This window comes from Blastococcus sp. URHD0036 (genome assembly GCF_000701365.1).
GTDB lineage: Bacteria > Actinomycetota > Actinomycetes > Mycobacteriales > Geodermatophilaceae > Trujillonella.
Genome location: NZ_JNIK01000016.1, coordinates 254,984 through 273,772, shown reverse-complemented (window position 1 = coordinate 273,772; position 18,789 = coordinate 254,984). Strand labels below are relative to the sequence as shown.

Genomic DNA, 18,789 nt, shown 5'->3' with positions numbered 1-18,789 from the left:
CGCACCGGCGCGCCGGCCCCCCTGGGTGCGGGGGGCCGGCGCGCCGGATGCGTCCGGGAGGGTGGTGCTCAGCCGGACATCTCCTCGTTCCAGCGGGCCGTCACGACCTCCTTGGCAGCGCTCTCCTGCTCCTCGGTCGGGAAGTCGACCTCGTCCTCGACCGGCGGCAGGGCCGCCAGCGCCTCGGCGTCGGCGGTCCCGGCGTCCTGCATGGCGGGCAGGCGCACCGGCCGGGCGCCGCCGGCCAGCCACAGGTTCTGGCCCTCGTCGCTGTAGAGGAACTCCTGCCACAGGCGGGCGGCCGCCGGGTGCGGGGCGTAGGCGCTGACCGCCTGGCTGTAGAAGCCACCGAACAGCCCGTCGGCGGGGACGACGACCTCCCACTCGGTGCCGACCTCGGCCAGACCGTCCTTGTAGGCGGCGTTCAGGTAGTCCCAGTCGATGACGATCGGGGTCTCGCCGCTCTCGATGGTCGCCGGGGTGCTCTCCACCGGGTTGAAGTTGCCGGCGTCCTTGAGCTGGACGAAGAAGTCGATGCCCGGGCCGATGTCGTCGAGGTCACCGCCGTTGGACAGCGCCGCCGCCCACACACCGCCGAACGCCGCGCCCGCCTGGGTGGGGTTGCCGTTGAGGGCGACCTGACCGGCGTACTGCGGGTCGAGCAGGTCCGCCATCGTCTGCGGGCACTCGGCGACGATCGAGGCGTTGCAACCGATCGACATGTAGCCGCCGTAGTCGTTGTACCAATGACCCTCGGGGTCCTTCTGGCCCTCGGGGATCTCGTCCCAGGTCTCCACCTGGTAGGGCGCGAGCAGGTCCTGCGCCTGCGCCTGGCGGGCGAAGGCGGTGGCCAGGTCGACCACGTCGGGGGCCCGGTCCTGGCCCCGCTGCTGGTCGACGGCGTTGAGCTCCTCCTGGCTGGAGATGTCGGGCGAGGCGCTGTTGACGGTGATCCCGTACTTGTCCTCGAAGGCGGAGATGATCTCGCCGTAGTTGGCCCAGTCCGGCGGCAGGGCGATGACGTTGAGCTCGCCCTCGGCCTTCGCGGCCTCGATCAGGTCGTCCATCGAGCCGAAGTCCGACAGCGAGGTCGCCTCGGCCGCGTCGCTGCCGCTCCCACCGCCGTCGCCGTCGTCGCTGCCTCCGCAGGCGGCGAGGGTGAGGGCGGCCGTGAGCAGGGCCACGGTCGTCGAGGTGCTGCGTCGCACGGGGTTCCTCCGTTTGTCCGTTCCGCCCAGGGGCTCGCTCGGGCGGCCTCCGGGATGGTGACAGACGCGGTGCCGTCCGGGCGGCCGGAACGGCGACCGGCGGGAGAACAGTCCGCGAACGGGCGATCGCCGGCCCGGCCTAGCGGCCGGTGAAGGTGGCCTTCCCGGGCCCGTTCTCGAGGAACGACTGCATGCCGTGCCGCTGGTCCTCGGTGCCGAACAGGCCGGAGAACAGCCGGGTCTCCAGCGCCAGCGCCTGCGGCAGGGGCAGGTCCAGGCCCTCGTCGATGGCCTGCTTGGCCGCCGCCAGCGCCGCCGTCGGGCCCGCGGCGAACCGGCGCGCCATGGCCAGGGCGGTGGAGTAGACCTCGTCGTCGGGGACGACGGCGTCGGCCAGGCCCATCTCCAGCGCCTCCTCCGCACCCACGTGCCGGCCGGTGAAGACGAGGTCCTTGGCCTTGGCCGGGCCGACGAGCCGCGCCAGCCGCTGCGTGCCGCCGGCGCCGGGGATGACGCCGAGCTGGATCTCGGGCTGGCCGACCTTGGCCGAGGCACCCATCACGCGGAAGTCGGCGCACAGCGCCAGCTCGTAGCCGCCGCCGAGTGCGTACCCGGTGATGGCCGCGATGACCGGCTTCGCGATGCGCTGGACGGCGATGAACGAGTCCTGCAGCTCGCGGCCCCAGGCGGCCATGCCCCGGGCGTCGAGCTGGGCCATCGCCTTGATGTCGGCGCCGGCCGCGAAGACCCGCTCGCCGCCGTAGATGACGACCGCGCGGACCTCCTCGCGGGCGGTCGCCTCCATCGCGGCGGCGCGGACCTCGCGGTGCAGCTGGTCGTCGATCGCGTTCATCTTCGGCCGGTCGAGGCGGATGGTGCCCACCCCGTCCTCGACCTGCAGGGTCACGAACTCGGGCTCGCTCACGGGCACCTCCGGAGGTGGGACGTCGTCGTCGCGGCGACCCTAACGAGGACGGCCGCTCAGCTCGCGCGGCGGGCGGTGAAGCGGCCGTCGGCGCGGTCCAGGCTCAGCGGCAGCCCGAACGTCTGCGACAGCCCCTCCGCGGTGACCACCCGCTCCAGCGGGCCGGCGTCGACCACCTCGCCGCTCCGCAGCAGGAGCGCGTGGGTGTAGCCGGGCGGGATCTCCTCGACGTGGTGGGTGACCAGCACCTGCGCCGGCGCGTACAGGTAGCCGGCGAGGTCCGACAGGCGGGCGACGAGGTCCTCGCGGCCGGCGAGGTCGAGCCCGGCGCCGGGCTCGTCGAGAAGCAGCAGCTCCGGGTCGGGCATGAGCGCGCGGGCGATCTGCACGCGCTTGCGCTCGCCCTCGCTGAGCGTGCCGAACGGGCGGTTGGCGAACCCGTCCACGCCCCACTGGCGCATCAGCATCGCCGCGCGGGTGAGGTCGGCGATGTCGTAGCGTTCGCGCCAGCGGCCGACGACGGCGTAGCCCGCGGAGACGACGACGTCGCCGGTGCGCTCGGCCGGGGCGATCCGCTGCGCCAGCGCGGCGCTGGTCAGCCCGATCCGCGGGCGCAGCTCGAAGACGTCGACGGCGCCCAGCGTCTCGCCGAGCAGCCGCACCTCGCCCCGGGTCGGGTGCATGTGCGCGGAGACCAGCTGCAGCAGCGTCGTCTTGCCGGCGCCGTTGGGGCCGAGGAGGACCCACCTCTCGTCGGCCCGGACGGTCCAGTCGACCCCGCGCAGGAGGTGGGTCTGGCCGCGGACGACGTCCACCCCCCGGAGCTCGAGGACGGGCTCGGACGGAGCGGGAGACGACACGACCCCATCCAACCAACCCGCCCCTCGGCCCGGGTTGGCAGGATCGGGCGATGAGCGCCGCAGGGAACGTCCTCGAGGTCTGGCCGGGCTCTCCCACCCCCCTGGGTGCGCACTGGGACGGCACCGGCACCAACTTCGCGCTCTGGTCGGCCGGCGCGCACGCGGTCGACCTCTGCCTGTTCGACCCCGACGGCACCGAGCACCGTCACCGCCTGCAGGAGAACACCCACCAGGTGTGGCACGGCCGGGTCCTCGGCATCGGCCCCGGGCAGCGCTACGGCTACCGGGTGCACGGCGGCTACGACCCGGGCTCCGGGCTGCGCCACAACCCGGCGAAGCTCCTGCTGGACCCCTACACCCGGGCGGTCGACGGCGAGCTGACGCTGCACCCGTCGCTGTTCGGCCACCCGGGCGACGCGGTCGACTCCGGCGTCCCGGACACCACCGACTCGGCGCCGTACGTGCCGCGCGGCGTCGTGGTGCACGACCCGTTCCCGTGGGACGGCGACGCCCCGCCGGGCATCCCGTGGTCGGACACCGTCATCTACGAGGTGCACGTCCGCGGGGCCACGATGCGCCACCCCGACGTCCCCCCGGCGCTGCGCGGCACCTACGCCGGCCTCGCCCACCCGGCCTTCGTCGAGCACCTGCAGGCGCTCGGCGTGACCGCAGTGGAACTGCTGCCGGTGCACCACTTCGTCAGCGAGCCGCACCTGCTGCGCCGCGGACTGACCAACTACTGGGGCTACAACAGCCTGGGCTACTTCGCCCCGCACGCCGCCTACAGCTCCTCGGGCTCGGACGGCCGGCAGGTCACCGAGTTCAAGGCGATGGTCAAGGCGCTGCACGCGGCCGGGATCGAGGTCATCCTCGACGTCGTCTACAACCACACCGCCGAGGGCGACCAGACCGGCCCCACCCTGTCGTTCAAGGGCATCGACAACCACGGCTACTACCGCCTCGACGGCGCCAACCCCGCCCGCTACACCGACTACACCGGCTGCGGGAACACCCTCGACGTCCGCCGTCCGCAGGTGCTCGCGCTGCTCATGGACTCGCTTCGTTACTGGGTCACCGAGATGCACGTCGACGGGTTCCGGTTCGACCTCGCCGCGGCGCTGGCCCGCTCGATGCACGACGTCGACCGACTGTCGGCCTTCTTCGACGTCATCCACCAGGACCCGGTCGTCAGCCAGGTCAAGCTCATCGCCGAGCCCTGGGACGTCGGCGAGGGTGGCTACCAGGTGGGCAACTTCCCGCCGCTGTGGACGGAGTGGAACGGCCTCTACCGCGACACCGTCCGCGACGTGTGGTCCGGCGCGCACGTCGGCGTCCGCGACCTCGCCTACCGGCTGACCGGCTCCTCGGACCTGTACCGCGCCGACGGCCGCCGTCCGTTCGCCAGCGTCAACTTCATCACCGCGCACGACGGGTTCCCGATGCGCGACCTGGTCACCTACGAGCACAAGCGCAACGAGGCCAACGGCGAGGACAACCGGGACGGCGAGAGCCACAACCGCAACTGGAACTGCGGCGTCGAGGGGCCGACCGACGACCCGGCGGTCAACGCTCTGCGCGCCCGGCAGGTGCGGAACATGCTGGCCACGCTGCTGCTGTCGACCGGCGTCCCGATGCTCACCGCCGGAGACGAGCTCGGCCGGACCCAGGGCGGCAACAACAACGCCTACTGCCAGGACAACGAGATCTCCTGGATCGACTGGAGCAGCGTCGACGGCGACCTGCTGGCCTTCGCCTCCCGCCTGGTCGGCATCCGCCGGGCCTCCCCCGTGCTGCGGCAGGTCGCCTTCTTCGACGGCAAGGAGATCCCCGGCACCGGGGGCACCCGCGACCTCGCCTGGTTCGCTCCCGGCGGCGGCCAGCTCACCAACGCCGACTGGTTCGACACCGACCTGCAGACGATCGGGATGTACCTCGACGGGCGCGGCATCCGGCACCGCGACGAGCACGGCCACCCGGTGCAGGACGAGTCCTACCTGGTGCAGCTCAACGCCGGGCCCGAGCCGGTCGAGGTGACGCTGCCGGGCGCTCCGTGGAGCGACGGCTACGAGTTCGTCGTCTCCACCGAGTACCCGACCGGTGCCCCGCCGCGGCCGACGGTGGTCGCACCGGGCCCGATCGAGCTCCCCGCGCGCACGGTCTGGCTGCTGCGGGTGCTCCGCCAGCCCTGAGCTGCTGCGGTGCGGCCTCGTGCGGTGTTCTCCCGGCTCCTGCGGTGCTGTAGCGCCGCACGAGCACGAGGAGAACCGCAAGAGTCCCCTGGCGGTGCGGGAGGTCAGTCCTGGGGCTGCTCGAAGGTGATGACGGTCCAGCCCAGCAGCAGGCGGTCGCCGTCGGAGAGCGGGTGCGCGACGCCGGGCTCGAGCTGCGTCCACTCGGTGGCCTCGGGGCCGGCGACGTGGGTGCCGTTGAGCGAGCCGAGGTCGACCAGGGACACCTCGCGGCCCTGGCGCTGCACGGCGGCGTGCGCGGAGGAGAGCACGTTCTGGGTGTCGGCGATCGGCACGGGACGCGCGGTGCCGGCGGCGACCAGCTCGTGGCTGTCGGGACGGCGGCCGAGGACGAGGTCCTCGTCCACGCTGACGACCAGGCCGTCGTCGAAGCGGAGGATCGGCACCGCGGCCGAGTCCGGCTTCCAGAAGGCCGTGGCCTCGCCGCCGTCGGTGCCGGGGCCCTGGGTGGCGGCGGGGGCCGAGAAGCCACCGCTCGCCGAGCCGAAGCCGGCGTCGGAGGGCGCGGAGAAGGAGGAGGGCGCCTGCGTGGCGCTGGGGACGACGGCCGCTGACGAGTGCGCGACGGCGGCCAGCTGCAGCATCGCGCCGCTGCCGGGGACGGTGCCCTCGACGAGGTCGTAGGCGACGCCGGGCGGCATGGTCGGGACCGGCTGGCCGGGGCCGACGTAGAGGCTGGCACCGAGCTGGAAGCCGGCGGCGAGCGTGCAGCCGCCCTCGACCTGGTGCCCGGCGACGGGGACGCCGTCGACGGCGGGCTGGCCCTTGCCGGACCACAGGGCCACCCCGGTACCGGAGCCACCGGCGGTGTCGACGAGGACGAGGGCGAAGGATGCGGAGCCGCCGCTGAGCGCGGCGACCTGTCCGGCGACCGCGGCCAGGACCCGGTCGGCACCGGGGCCGGACACGCCGAGGCAGGCGTGCAGAGCTGCCGCCAGAGCGGGGGAACCGGGAGCGTCCACCCACAGCAGACCGCCGCCGCGACGGGCGACGACGGAGTCTCCGGGCAGGACTTCACAGCGGTCGGGCATGCCCGCCAGCCTAGTGACCGCGGGCGGAACTCGGCGGGTCCGCCCGTCCCGCCACGCCGTGTCCGCTCTGACCTGCAGGGAGAGGTGAGCAGGGCGTGACGGGTGGGGTACCGGCCGCCTCCTCCCGGGCTCCGCGGCGAGCCCGGGAGGGCGGCGGTCAGGCGCTGGCGACCAGACCCAGCTCGGCCGGATCGGCCAGGTGCGCCGACTGCGGCAGCACCCGCACGGTGTAGCCGAACGCGCCCGTGCGCTCCAGCGGGACGGTCGCGGTGAACCAGTGCCGGGACCCGTCCGCCTGCTCGTGGGTCATCGGCACCGTCGTGACGTCGTGCAACCCGTCGGCGTCGTCGACCCGTCCGTAGGCCGCCTGCACCTGGACGTCGTCCGGCGCCAGACCGGGCAGCTCCACCTCGGCGCGCAGGGCGAGCGTGGTGCCGATCTCCGGGGTGTCCCCCGCGCCGGTGGCCTCCACGTGGGCGACCCGGATGCTGCTCCAGCGCTCCTGCACGCGGGCCCGCCAGGCCGACTCGTCGCGGGCGGGTGCGTAACCGCTCTGGGCCATGTCCCGGGCCGAGCCGGCGGCGGGCACGTAGAGGCGCTGCACGTAGTCGCGGACCATCCGCGTGGCCAGCACCTTCGGCCCGGTCTCGCGGAGGGTGTGCCGCACCATCTCGACCCAGCGGCTGGGGATGCCGTCGCGGTCGGTCTCGTAGAAGCGCGGGATCACCTGGGTGCCCAGCAGGTCGTAGATCGCGTGGGCCTCGACGTCGTCGCGGCGGTCGGGGTCGGCGACGCCGTCGGCGGTGGGGATGGCCCAGCCGTTCTGGCCGTCGAACCACTCGTCCCACCAGCCGTCGCGGATGGAGAGGTTCAGCCCGCCGTTGAGCGCGGCCTTCATGCCCGACGTGCCGCACGCCTCGAGCGGGCGCAGCGGGTTGTTGAGCCAGACGTCGCAGCCCCAGTAGAGGTAGCGGGCCATGCCGATGTCGTAGCCGGGCAGGAACGCGATGCGGTGCCGGACGGCCGGGTCGTCGGCGAACTTCACCATCTGCTGGATCAGCTGCTTGCCGCCGTCGTCGGCCGGGTGGCTCTTGCCGGCGATGATCAGCTGGACGGGCCGGTCGGGATCCAGCAGCAGCGCCCGCAGCCGCTCCGGGTCGCGCAGCATCAGCGTCAGCCGCTTGTAGCTGGGCACCCGCCGGGCGAACCCGATGGTGAGCACGTCGGGGTCGAAGGCCGCGTCGGTCCAGCCGACCTCGGCCGGGGCGGCACCACGCGACAGCGCGGTCTCCCGCAGCCGGCGGCGCACCTCCTCGACCAGCCGGACGCGCAGCATCCGCCGGATGCCCCACAGTTCCCCGGCGCTGATCCGGTCGACGCCGTCGAAGGAGACCGGCTGCTCGGCGGAGAACGGGTCGCCGTTGCGCGAGCTCTGGGTGCCGAGGTCGACCAGCTCCCGGGCGGTCCAGGTGGGTGCGTGCACGCCGTTGGTGATCGAGGAGATCGGGACGTCGTCCTCGTCGAACCCGGGCCACAGGTAGCTGAACATGCCCCGGCTGACGTGGCCGTGCAGCTGGCTGACCCCGTTGGCGCGCTGACCCAGCCGCAGCCCCATGTGGGCCATGTTGAACTTGGTCGCGTCCGCCTCGGCACCGAGCGGGATCAGGTGCTCGAGCGGGACGCCGAACCCGGCGAAGTAGCGCTCGATCAGCGCCCGCGGGAACCGGTCGATGCCGGCCGGCACCGGCGTGTGGGTGGTGAACACCGTGCCGGCGCGCACCGCCTGCAGCGCCTCGGGGAACGACAGCCCGTGCGACTCGGTGAGCTCGCGGATCCGCTCGACGCCCTGGAAGCCGGCGTGGCCCTCGTTGGCGTGGAAGACCTCGGGTGCCGGGGTGCCGCTGAGCTGGCAGTACGCCCGCAGCGCCCGCACGCCGCCGATGCCCAGCAGCATCTCCTGGCGCAGCCGGTGGTCCTCGTCGCCGCCGTAGAGCCGGTCGGTGACACCGCGCTCGGCCGGCGCGTTCTCCTCGATGTCGCTGTCGAGCAGCAGCAGCGACACCCGGCCCACCTGGGCCCGCCAGACGTGGGCGTACAGGGTGCGGCCCTCGGGCAGCGGCACGGAGATCACGACCGCCGTCCCGTCGGACTGGCGGAGCAGCTTCACCGGCAGGCCGTTGGGGTCCAGCGCCGGGTAGTGCTCGAGCTGCCAGCCGTCGGCCGAGAGGCCCTGCTCGAAGTAGCCGGCCCGGTAGAGCAGCCCGACGCCGATCAGCGGGACGCCGAGGTCGGAGGCGGCCTTGAGGTGGTCCCCGGCGAGGATGCCGAGGCCGCCGGAGTACTGCGGCAGCACCTCGGTGATGCCGAACTCCGCGCTGAAGTAGGCGATCGAGGCGGGGGCCTCCTCGCCGAGCGACTGGTACCAGTGCGGCGCGGACAAGTAGTCGTCGAGGTCCTCGACGACGTCCTGCATGCGGCGCACGAAGCGCCGGTCCTTGGCCAGCGTGGCCAGCCGGGCGGCCGAGACCTCGCCGAGGACCTTGACCGGGTCACCCCCGCAGGTCTGCCACAGGTCGGGGTCGAGAGCCTCGAAGAGGTCCCGCGTCTCCGGGTGCCAGGACCACCGGAGGTTCATCACGAGTTGGGCGAGCGGCATCAGCTCCTCGGGGAGCGATGCCCGGACAGTGAACCGTCGGAGAGCACGCACGGAGCGACCCTAGCGACGGGAGCCCGTCCGTGCGCCCCTCCTCACGCACCGCAGTCGGGCTCCGGAGAGCAACCCGTGTGGCTGACGTCCCCCTGCTCCGACATGCCCGACCTGGGTGATCTCGCTAGCGTGATCGTGATGACTGGCCGCGCTGACCTCCGCCTCGGCATCACCGATGTCGCCCCCGTCGTGTCCTGCGGGTCCTTCTCGGCCCGCGCCGTGGTCGGTGAGCACCTGCCGATCACCGCCACCGTGTTCCGCGAGGGCCACGACGCCGTCGCCGCGGACGTCGTGTTCGTCGGCCCGGACGGCACCGAGTCCGACGTCACCCGCATGGCGCCCTACAGCCAGGAGCCCGACCGCTGGCTGGCCACGGTCGTCCCCGACCGGGAGGGCCGCTGGACCTTCCGTGTCGAGGCCTGGAGCGATCCGCTGGCCACGTGGCACCACGCCGTCGAGGTCAAGATCGAGGCCGGGCAGGGCGCCGAGGAGCTGGCCAACGACCTGGAGGAGGGTGCGCGGCTGATCGAGCGGGTCGCCGCCGACTCCGACGGGGAGTGGCGCCCCCGCCTGACCGACGCCGCGGCGGCACTGCGCGACACGGGCCTGGAGCTCACCACCCGCGTCGCCCCCGCTCTGGCCCCGGCCGTGCAGGAGTACCTGCACGACCACCCGGTCCGGGAGCTGGTCACGGCATCCCCCGAGTACGAGGTGTGGGTCGACCGCCCGCGCGCGCTCTACGGCTCCTGGTACGAGTTCTTCCCGCGCTCCACCGGCCCGGTCGTGGGCGGCGTCCCGACGCACGGCACGTTCACCACGGCGGCCGACCGGCTGCCCGCGGTGGCCGACATGGGCTTCGACGTCGTCTACCTGCCGCCGATCCACCCGATCGGCACCGTGAACCGCAAGGGCCGCAACAACACGCTGACCCCCGAGCCCGACGACGTCGGCTCGCCGTGGGCGATCGGCTCCGCCGAGGGCGGCCACGACGCCGTCCACCCGCAGCTGGGCACGATGGAGGACTTCCGCGCCTTCGTCGACCGCACCCGCTCCCTCGGCATGGAGGTGGCGCTGGACTTCGCGCTGCAGGCCGCACCCGACCACCCGTGGGTGCAGTCGCACCCGGAGTGGTTCACCACCCGGCCCGACGGCACGATCGCCTACGCGGAGAACCCGCCGAAGAAGTACCAGGACATCTACCCGATCAACTTCGACAACGACCCCGAGGGCATCTACGCCGAGTGCCGGCGGGTGCTCCAGGTCTGGATCGACGCGGGGGTGAAGGTCTTCCGCGTCGACAACCCGCACACCAAGGCGCTGAACTTCTGGCACTGGCTGATCTGGGACGTCAAGCAGAGCCACCCCGACGTCCTGTTCCTCGCCGAGGCCTTCACCCGGCCGGCGATGATGCACCAGCTGGCCCGCGTCGGGTTCACGCAGAGCTACACGTACTTCACGTGGCGGACCGAGCGCGGCGAGCTCGAGGAGTACGGCCGCGACCTCGCGTCCACGGCGCACTACATGCGGCCCAACTTCTTCGTGAACACCCCGGACATCCTGCACGCGTCGCTGCAGTTCGGCGGCCCGCCGATGTTCAAGATCCGCGCGGTGCTCGCCTCGATGATGAGCCCGACGTGGGGCGTCTACTCCGGCTACGAGCTGTTCGAGCACGTGGCCGTCCGGCCCGGCAGCGAGGAGTACCTCGACACCGAGAAGTTCCAGCTGCGGCCGCGGGACTGGGCCGCCGCCGAGGCCTCGGGCCGCAGCCTCGCGCCGTACCTGACGCGGCTCAACGAGATCCGCCGCGCGCACCCGGCGCTGCAGCAGCTGCGCACGCTGCGCTTCCACCCGGTCGACAACCCGAACCTGATCTGCTTCTCCAAGACCGACCCCGGCTCCCAGGACGCCGTCCTCGTGGTGGTCGCCCTGGAGAGCCACAACCGGCAGATCGGGACGACGGCGCTGGACCTGGGCGTCTTCGGCCTCGACTGGCACGAGCGCTTCGCCGTCCGCGACGAGCTCTCCGGCGCCGAGTACGACTGGGGCCAGTTCAACTACGTCGAGCTCGACCCGTACCACGAGCCGGCGCACGTCTTCTCGCTCACGTTCCCCCGGCCGGTCAGCTGGCCGCCGCCGGTTCCCTGAGCTCCCCTCCCGCGCACGTGACCCGCCACCCGTACAGCACTACCGAGGGGCACTCCTCCCGATGACCGTTCCGGTTCCCGACCACCCGCGCCGCTCCGCGCTCCCGCCGCCCGGCACCGACCCCGAGTGGTACAAGCGCGCGGTCTTCTACGAGGTCCTGGTGCGCGGCTTCGCCGACAGCAACGCCGACGGCGTCGGCGACCTGCGCGGCATGATCGACAAGCTCGACTACCTGCAGTGGCTCGGCGTCGACTGCCTGTGGCTGCCGCCGTTCTTCGCCTCGCCGCTGCGCGACGGCGGGTACGACGTCAGCGACTACACCGCGGTGCTGCCGGAGTTCGGTGACATCGAGGACTTCCGCGAGCTGCTCAACGAGGCGCACTCCCGCGGCATGCGGCTGATCATCGACTTCGTCATGAACCACACCTCGGACCAGCACCCCTGGTTCCAGGCCAGCCGCAGCGACCCCGACGGGCCCTACGGCGACTTCTACGTGTGGGCCGACGACGACACCGGCTACCCGGACGCGCGGATCATCTTCGTCGACACCGAGTCCTCGAACTGGACGTTCGACCCGGTGCGCAAGCAGTACTTCTGGCACCGCTTCTTCTCCCACCAGCCCGACCTGAACTTCGAGAACCCGGCGGTGGTCGAGGCCGTCCTCGACGCGCTGCGGTTCTGGCTGGACCTGGGCATCGACGGCTTCCGCCTGGACGCCGTCCCCTACCTGTTCGAGGAGGAGGGGACCAACTGCGAGAACCTCCCCCGGACCCACGAGCTGCTCAAGCAGGTCCGCAAGGTGGTCGACCGCGACTACCCCGACCGGGTGCTGCTGTGCGAGGCCAACCAGTGGCCGGCCGACGTCGTCGAGTACTTCGGCGAGAACGGCGACGAGTGCCAGATGGCGTTCCACTTCCCGGTCATGCCGCGGTTGTTCATGGCCGTCCGGCGGGAGCAGCGCTTCCCGATCTCGGAGATCATGGCCCAGACGCCGGACATCCCCGACAACTGCCAGTGGGGCGTCTTCCTCCGCAACCACGACGAGCTGACCCTCGAGATGGTCACCGACGAGGAACGCGACTACATGTGGGGCGAGTACGCCAAGGACCCCCGCATGAAGGCCAACATCGGCATCCGCCGCCGGCTGGCGCCGTTGCTGGACAACGACATCGACACCCTCGAGCTGTTCAACGCCCTGCTGCTGAGCCTGCCCGGCTCGCCGGTCCTGTACTACGGCGACGAGATCGGCATGGGCGACAACATCTGGCTCGGTGACCGCGACGGCGTCCGGACGCCGATGCAGTGGACGCCGGACCGCAACGGCGGCTTCTCCACCGCCGACCCGCAGCGGATGAACCTGCCGCTGAACCAGGACCCGGTCTACGGCTACCAGGTCACCAACGTCGAGTCGCAGCTGCGCAACACGAACTCGCTGCTGCACTGGATCCGGGAGATGCTCCGCGTCCGCGGCCAGCACCCGACGTTCGGCCTGGGCAGCTACGCCGAGATCGGCTCCCGCAACCCCACGGTGCTGTCGTTCGTGCGCGAGTTCGGCGACGACATCGTGCTCTGCGTCAACAACCTCTCGCGCTTCCCGCAGCCGGTGGAGCTGGACCTGCGCCGCTTCGAGGGCTACACGCCGATCGAGCTCACCGGCCGGGTGGAGTTCCCGCAGATCGGCGTCCTGCCCTACATGCTCACGCTCCCCGGGCACGGCTTCTACTGGTTCGAGCTCGCCAAGCCGGCCGTTCCGCACACCGAGCCGGCCGAGGCCGAGGAGCTGGAGCCGAGCAGCGCGGTGGCCGACTCCCTGTTGGCCGCGGGTGTGGTCAGCCAGGCCCACGACATCGGCACGGACGTCTCCGACCGGGGAGGGCAACGATGAGCGCGCTCACCGACATCCTGCGGGAGTGGATGCCGCACCAGCGGTGGTTCGGCGGCAAGGGCCGGGAGTGGTCCGGCGTCGAGGAGGACGGCTTCTTCCTCGAGCGGTCGGACCCGGCGCTGTCGGTGCACCGGGTGCGGGTGACCTACGCCGACGGCGGCAGCGACACCTACCTCGTACCGCTGTCGTGGCGCGACCACGCGAACGAGGAGCTCTCCTCGGCGTTCGTCGGCGCGGTGTCCAGCGGTGACCGCGAGAACTACGCCTACGACGCCCTGCGCGACCGGGACGCCACGCCGCCCTGGCTGGTGCACCTCGTCGCGGCCGACACGGTCGGGCCGATGCACTTCCACCCCGCCGGCATCGCCCCGATCCCCGAGGGCGTGCCCGGCGACATCGTCTCCACCGAGCAGAGCAACACCTCCCTGGTCTACGGCCAGGAGGCGATCCTCAAGCTGTTCCGGCGGCTCGAGCCCGGCCTCAACCCGGACGTGGAGATCCACGCGGCGCTCAGCGAGGCCCGGAACGAGCACATCGCCCCGCTGCTCGGGCACATCGAGATCAACGACCTCGACCCGGCGAACGACCCGGCCACGGTCGCGATGCTGCAGACGTTCGTGCCCAACGCCAGCGACGGCTGGCGCCTGGCCACCGCGAGCGTGCGCGACCTCTACGCCGAGGGCGACCTGCACGCCGACGAGGTGGGTGGTGACTTCGCCGCGGACAGCGAGCGGCTGGGCGCGGCGACCGCGTCGGTGCACGGCGACCTCGCCCGGGTGCTGCCGACCCGGCCCGCCGACCGCGAGTGGTTCGCCGCCGCGGCCGAGGAGATGACCGGCCGGCTGGAGGCGGCCCTGCCGGCGGTCCCGCAGCTGGAGGAGCACGCCGAGGGGCTGCGCCGGCTCTACGCCGGGCTGGCCGAGGCCGAGGAGCCGGTCACCCGCCAGCGGGTGCACGGCGACCTGCACCTCGGTCAGGTGCTGCGCACCGCGACCGGCTGGATCATCCTCGACTTCGAGGGCGAGCCGGCCCGCCCCCTCGCCGCCCGCCGGCAGCTGGACAGCCCGATGCGCGACGTGGCCGGCATGCTCCGCAGCTTCGACTACGCCGCCCGGCACATGCTGGTCGAGCAGCCGGAGGACACCCAGCGCGCCTACCGCGCGCAGGAGTGGGCCGAGCGCAACCGCAGTGCCTTCTGCGCCGGGTACTCCGCGGCCAGCGGGCTGGACCCGTGCGCCGGCTCCCCCGTGCTGCGCGCGTTCGAGGCGGACAAGGCCGTCTACGAGTGCCTCTACGAGGCGCGCAACCGCCCCCACTGGCTGATGATCCCGCTGCAGTCGCTGGCGCGGCTCGCGGCCGCCGGCTGATGACGGCCCGGCTCCCCCAGCCCGCACCCCACGCCATGAAGAGGACGACGACGCGATGACCACCCCCGAAGGCCCCCCCACCCCCGAGACGCCCGACAGCCCGGCCACGCGCGAGGAGCTGGAGCAGGCGGTCGACGCGATGGCCGAGCAGGCCCGGGCCGCCGAGGCCGAGCCGGTCGTCAACGCCGCGCCGGCCCGCAAGCGCGCGCCGGCGGCGAAGAAGGCTCCCGCGAAGAAGGCGGCCGCGGGCAGCGACGGCGCCCCGGCGAAGAAGGCCACCCGGAAGGCGACCAAGAAGACGGTGGCCGCGCAGGGTGCCGTGGCCGAGGTGGAGCCCGCTGCCGACGCCGACGCGGTGTCCGCGCAGAACGCCCCGGTCCCCGGCGCCCCGGCGGCGGCGAAGAAGGCGCCGGCCAAGCGCGCGCCGCGCAAGAAGGCGGCCCCCGCGGCGACCGCCGAGCCGCAGGCCGACGTCATCGCCGAGCAGGGCGGCACCGCGACGCCGGTGGTCGCGCCGGCGCCCATCGCCGAGCCCGGCTCCCCGTCGGGTGCCCCGGCCGGTCAGCCGCAGGCCCCGGACCCCGACCCGGCGGCAGCGGACGAGCCGCAGGCGCCGGCGGAGACCACCGCCGCGGCGCCGACGCCCACTCCTCCCTCCGGGGACACCGCGCCGCGCGACGTCGGCGGGGACGACCTCCGCGCGGTCGTCGAGGGCTGGTCGCACGACCCGCACGCCGTGCTCGGTGCCCACGAGACGGCGCACGGCTGGGCGGTCCGGACCCTGCGGCCCGAGGCCGTCTCCGTCGCCGTCACCGACGAGGACGGCAGCCGCTACGAGGCGCGCCAGCTGCACGGCGGCGGCATCTACGAGGCCCTGCTGCCGGAGCAGCCCGGGGACTACCGCATCGAGGTGACCTACGGCGACGGCGCCGGGGGCACCAACACCTTCACCGTCGACGACCCCTACCGCTGGCTGCCCACCGTCGGTGAGCTCGACCAGTACCTCATCCGCGAGGGCCGGCACGAGCAGCTGTGGCAGGTGCTCGGCGCGCACGTCCGCCGCTACGACACCCCCCGGGGCCCGGTCGAGGGCGTCTCGTTCGCCGTCTGGGCACCCAACGCCCGCGGGGTCAAGGTGACCGGCGACTTCGACTACTGGGAGGCGCGCGCGTACCCGATGCGGGCGCTGGGCTCCTCCGGCGTCTGGGAGATCTACATCCCCGGCGTGCAGGCCGGCAGCCGGTACCGCTACCACGTGCTGGGTGCCGACGGGACGTGGCGGGAGAAGTCCGACCCCCTCGCCTTCGCCACCGAGGTGCCACCGCTGAACGCCTCCGTCGTCACCGAGTCCACCCACGAGTGGGCCGACGAGGCGTGGCTCACCGACCGGGCGGCCGGCAACTGGCACGAGCGGCCGATGAGCGTCTACGAGGTGCACCTCGGCTCCTGGCGGCAGGGCCTGTCCTACCGGCAGCTGGCCGACGAGCTGGTCGACTACGTCGCGGCCGCCGGGTTCACCCACATCGAGTGCATGCCCGTCGCCGAGCACCCCTTCGGCGGGTCCTGGGGCTACCAGGTCACCAGCTATTACGCCCCGACGTCCCGCTTCGGCAGCCCCGACGACTTCCGCTACCTGGTCGACAAGGCGCACCAGGCCGGCATCGGCGTCATCGTCGACTGGGTCCCGGCGCACTTCCCCAAGGACGACTGGGCCCTGGCCCGGTTCGACGGCACGCCGCTGTACGAGCACCCCGACCCCCGTCGCGGGGAGCAGCCGGACTGGGGCACCTACGTCTTCGACTTCGGCCGGACCGAGGTGCGCAACTTCCTGGTCGCGAACGCGCTGTTCTGGTGCAAGGAGTTCCACATCGACGGCATCCGCGTCGACGCGGTCGCCTCCATGCTCTACCTCGACTACTCGCGCAAGGACGGCGAGTGGGCGCCGAACGTGCACGGCGGCCGGGAGAACCTCGAGGCCGTGGCCTTCCTGCAGGAGATGAATGCGACCGTCTACCGAGAGGTTCCGGGCGTCGTCACCATCGCCGAGGAGTCCACCGCGTGGCCGGGCGTCACCCGGCCCACCCACCTCGGGGGCCTGGGTTTCGGGTTCAAGTGGAACATGGGCTGGATGCACGACTCGCTCGAGTACATGAGCAAGCAGCCCGTGCACCGCAGCTACCACCACGGCCAGATGACGTTCTCGATGATCTACGCCTACTCCGAGAACTACGTGCTGCCGATCAGCCACGACGAGGTCGTCTACGGCAAGGGCTCGCTGCTGCGGAAGATGCCCGGCGACCGGTGGCAGCAGCTGGCCAACCTGCGCGCCTACCTCGGCTACATGTGGTCCCACCCGGGCAAGCAGCTGCTGTTCATGGGGTCGGAGTTCGCGCAGGACTCCGAGTGGGCCGAGAGCCGGTCGCTGGACTGGTGGCACCTCGACGACCCGGCGCACCGCGGCATCCTGCAGCTGGTGACCGACCTCAACGGCCGGTACCGCGAGCTCGAGGCGCTGTGGTCGCTGGACGTCGACCCGGCCGGCTTCCAGTGGATCGACGCCAACGACGCCACCGGCAACGTGCTGAGCTTCCTGCGCTTCGGGCGGCCGGGCGGCGACGGGACGGCGGGCCAAGCGCTCGCCGTCGTCACCAACTTCGCCGGCCAGCCGCACCACGGGTACCGGATCGGCCTGCCCCGCGGTGGCACCTGGCGCGAGGTGCTGAACACCGACGCCGAGGGTTACGGCGGCTCCGGGGTCGGCAACGCCGGGGCGGTGGTCGCCGAGGAGCAGCCGTGGCACGGCCAGCCGTTCTCGGTGACGCTCTCCGCTCCGCCGCTCGGGACCGTCTGGCTGCTGCACGAGGGATGACCACGCCGCGCGCCTCCTCCCCTTCCCGGAGGAGGCGCGCGCGTCCCGGTTCCCCGGTCCGCATCGACCGTGCATCATGGCCCGGCTCCGGACGGCCGCACGGGCGGCGCCACCAGCAGACGAGGAACCACGCTCCATGAGGCACGTCTCGCGCCGCGCGGTCGTCGCGGCAGCGGTGGGCAGCGCGCTGCTCACCGGCTGCACCACCAGCATCGACGGAACCCCCGCTCCCCCGGTCTCCGACGTGGCGGCCGACCAGTTCCCGATCACGGGCGCCACCGACAGCGACGTCGACCGGCTCGCCCGGAACGCCCTGGCCGACCTCAACGACTTCTGGTCGGCGGCCTACCCGGAGTTCTACGGCGAGGACTTCACCCCACTGGCGGGCGGCTACTGGTCGGTGGACACCGAGGACCTCGACTACGACCTCTACCCGTCCGACACGGGTGTGGGCTGCGAGGAGCTGCCGATCGACCCGGCCGAGGTCGAGGGCAACGCGTTCTACCAGCAGGACTGCGACGTCATCGTCTACGACACCGCCCTGCTGCGGCAGCTGACCGAGGAGACCGGCTCGTTCAGCGGGCCGGCGGTCATGGCCCACGAGTTCGGCCACGCGATGCAGGGCCGCTTCGGGTTCAGCGAGGTGACCATCCGCGACGAGACGCAGGCCGACTGCTTCGCCGGCGCCTTCACCCGCTGGGTCGCCGACGGCAACGCGCCCCACACCACCCTGCGGATCCAGGACCTCGACAACGTGCTCGCCGCGTTCATCCAGCTCCGCGACCCTGTCGGGGAGACCGACACCGACGTCGAGGGCGCGCACGGCTCGGGCTTCGACCGGGCGTCGGGCTTCTACGAGGGCTACAGCGGCGGGGTCGGCAGCTGCCGCGACGACTTCGGCGCCGACCGGGTGTTCACCGTCGACGAGTTCACCACCGAGGAGGACTACCAGAACGAGGGCAACGCGTCCTACGAGGAGATCTTCAGCATCATCGACCAGTCGCTGCCGCTGTTCTACGAGGGCGACTGGCTGGAGGGCTTCGAGCAGCCCTCCGTCGAGCTCTTCGACGGCACCGCGCCCGGCTGCGGCGACATGGGCGCGGAGAACCGCGACGTGGGGTTCTGCGCCGACGACGACACGGTCTACGCCGACGAGACCGACCTGCTGCAGCCGGCGTACGACGAGATCGGCGACTTCGCCGTGGCGACGGCGATCGCGCTGCCCTACGCCGAGGCGGCGCGGGCCAGCCTCGGGCTCTCCACGAACGACGACGAGTCGACCGTGTCCAGCGTCTGCCTGACCGGCAGCTACGCGGCCGCCTTCTTCAACGGCGACTTCACGACCGACGACGGCGGCGTGCAGCTGAGCCCGGGCGACGTCGACGAGGCGATCCTCTTCCTGCTCAGCTACGGGCAGACCGACAGCGTGCTGCCGAACACGACGGCCACCGGCTTCGAGCTGGTCGGCGCCTTCCGGGCCGGTTTCCTCCAGGGGGCCGGCGCGCCGGAGTGCGGCATCAGCGGCTGACCCGCGGTTGCCGTC

General features: G+C 72.6%; 11 protein-coding genes. 6 read left to right on the top strand and 5 right to left on the bottom strand.

All coding sequences use genetic code 11. The features are described from left to right. Positions 1–68: 68 nt before the first annotated feature. The 3 genes from N555_RS0117665 to N555_RS0117650 form a co-directional block, all read right to left on the bottom strand. Positions 69–1,208, bottom strand: coding sequence for an ABC transporter substrate-binding protein (locus N555_RS0117665; RefSeq protein WP_029432825.1), 1,140 nt, complete (start codon positions 1,206–1,208; stop codon positions 69–71). A 139-nt stretch (positions 1,209–1,347) separates the two neighbouring features. Then, on the bottom strand, positions 1,348–2,133 hold the full coding sequence (locus tag N555_RS0117655) for an enoyl-CoA hydratase/isomerase family protein (protein WP_029432824.1): 786 nt from the start codon (positions 2,131–2,133) through the stop codon (positions 1,348–1,350). A gap of 56 nt (positions 2,134–2,189) precedes the next feature. Next, positions 2,190–2,993: an ABC transporter ATP-binding protein gene (locus tag N555_RS0117650; RefSeq protein WP_029432823.1), complete on the bottom strand. Its 804-nt coding sequence runs from the start codon at positions 2,991–2,993 to the stop codon at positions 2,190–2,192. Positions 2,994–3,043: 50 nt separating this feature from the next. On the opposite strand from N555_RS0117650, the gene glgX reads away from it, so the two are divergent. After that, a complete protein-coding gene (gene glgX / locus N555_RS0117645) occupies positions 3,044–5,182 on the top strand; it encodes a glycogen debranching protein GlgX (protein ID WP_029432822.1) in 2,139 nt (712 codons plus the stop codon). Between the two features lie 104 nt (positions 5,183–5,286). Here glgX and N555_RS0117640 read toward each other — a convergent pair whose 3' ends face one another. Then, positions 5,287–6,273: an FHA domain-containing protein gene (locus N555_RS0117640; RefSeq protein ID WP_029432821.1), complete on the bottom strand. Its 987-nt coding sequence runs from the start codon at positions 6,271–6,273 to the stop codon at positions 5,287–5,289. Between the two features lie 157 nt (positions 6,274–6,430). Continuing rightward, positions 6,431–8,980 carry an alpha-glucan family phosphorylase gene (glgP, locus tag N555_RS0117635; RefSeq protein ID WP_029432820.1) on the bottom strand — a complete coding sequence of 850 codons (2,550 nt, stop codon included), beginning with the start codon at positions 8,978–8,980 and terminating at the stop codon, positions 6,431–6,433. Between the two features lie 138 nt (positions 8,981–9,118). On the opposite strand from glgP, the gene N555_RS0117630 reads away from it, so the two are divergent. The 5 genes from N555_RS0117630 (at position 9,119) to N555_RS0117610 (ending at position 18,774) form a co-directional block, all read left to right on the top strand. Further along, the gene (locus tag N555_RS0117630) at positions 9,119–11,125 is read left to right on the top strand and encodes an alpha-1,4-glucan--maltose-1-phosphate maltosyltransferase (RefSeq protein ID WP_029432819.1); all 2,007 of its coding nucleotides are present in this window, start codon (positions 9,119–9,121) and stop codon (positions 11,123–11,125) included. Between the two features lie 61 nt (positions 11,126–11,186). Next, positions 11,187–13,010, top strand: coding sequence for a maltose alpha-D-glucosyltransferase (treS, locus tag N555_RS0117625; RefSeq protein ID WP_029432818.1), 1,824 nt, complete (start codon positions 11,187–11,189; stop codon positions 13,008–13,010). Continuing rightward, the gene (locus N555_RS0117620) at positions 13,007–14,377 is read left to right on the top strand and encodes a maltokinase N-terminal cap-like domain-containing protein (protein ID WP_029432817.1); all 1,371 of its coding nucleotides are present in this window, start codon (positions 13,007–13,009) and stop codon (positions 14,375–14,377) included. Before treS ends, N555_RS0117620 begins: the two co-directional genes overlap by 4 nt. Before the next feature lie 55 nt (positions 14,378–14,432). Next, complete coding sequence (gene glgB / locus N555_RS0117615; RefSeq protein ID WP_029432816.1) at positions 14,433–17,246, top strand: 1,4-alpha-glucan branching protein GlgB; 2,814 nt, start codon at positions 14,433–14,435, stop codon at positions 17,244–17,246. Positions 17,247–17,382: 136 nt separating this feature from the next. Then, positions 17,383–18,774, top strand: a complete 1,392-nt coding sequence (locus N555_RS0117610; RefSeq protein ID WP_029432815.1) for a neutral zinc metallopeptidase — start codon at positions 17,383–17,385, stop codon at positions 18,772–18,774. The last annotated feature ends 15 nt before the right edge of the window (positions 18,775–18,789 follow it).

Coding starts and splice junctions, on each gene's coding strand:
- N555_RS0117630 (WP_029432819.1), top strand. CDS start 9,119: ATGACTGGCCGCGCTGACCTCCGCCTCGGCATCACCGATGTCGCCCCC.
- glgX (WP_029432822.1), top strand. CDS start 3,044: ATGAGCGCCGCAGGGAACGTCCTCGAGGTCTGGCCGGGCTCTCCCACC.
- treS (WP_029432818.1), top strand. CDS start 11,187: ATGACCGTTCCGGTTCCCGACCACCCGCGCCGCTCCGCGCTCCCGCCG.
- N555_RS0117640 (WP_029432821.1), bottom strand. CDS start 6,273: ATGCCCGACCGCTGTGAAGTCCTGCCCGGAGACTCCGTCGTCGCCCGT.
- N555_RS0117620 (WP_029432817.1), top strand. CDS start 13,007: ATGAGCGCGCTCACCGACATCCTGCGGGAGTGGATGCCGCACCAGCGG.
- glgB (WP_029432816.1), top strand. CDS start 14,433: ATGACCACCCCCGAAGGCCCCCCCACCCCCGAGACGCCCGACAGCCCG.
- N555_RS0117610 (WP_029432815.1), top strand. CDS start 17,383: ATGAGGCACGTCTCGCGCCGCGCGGTCGTCGCGGCAGCGGTGGGCAGC.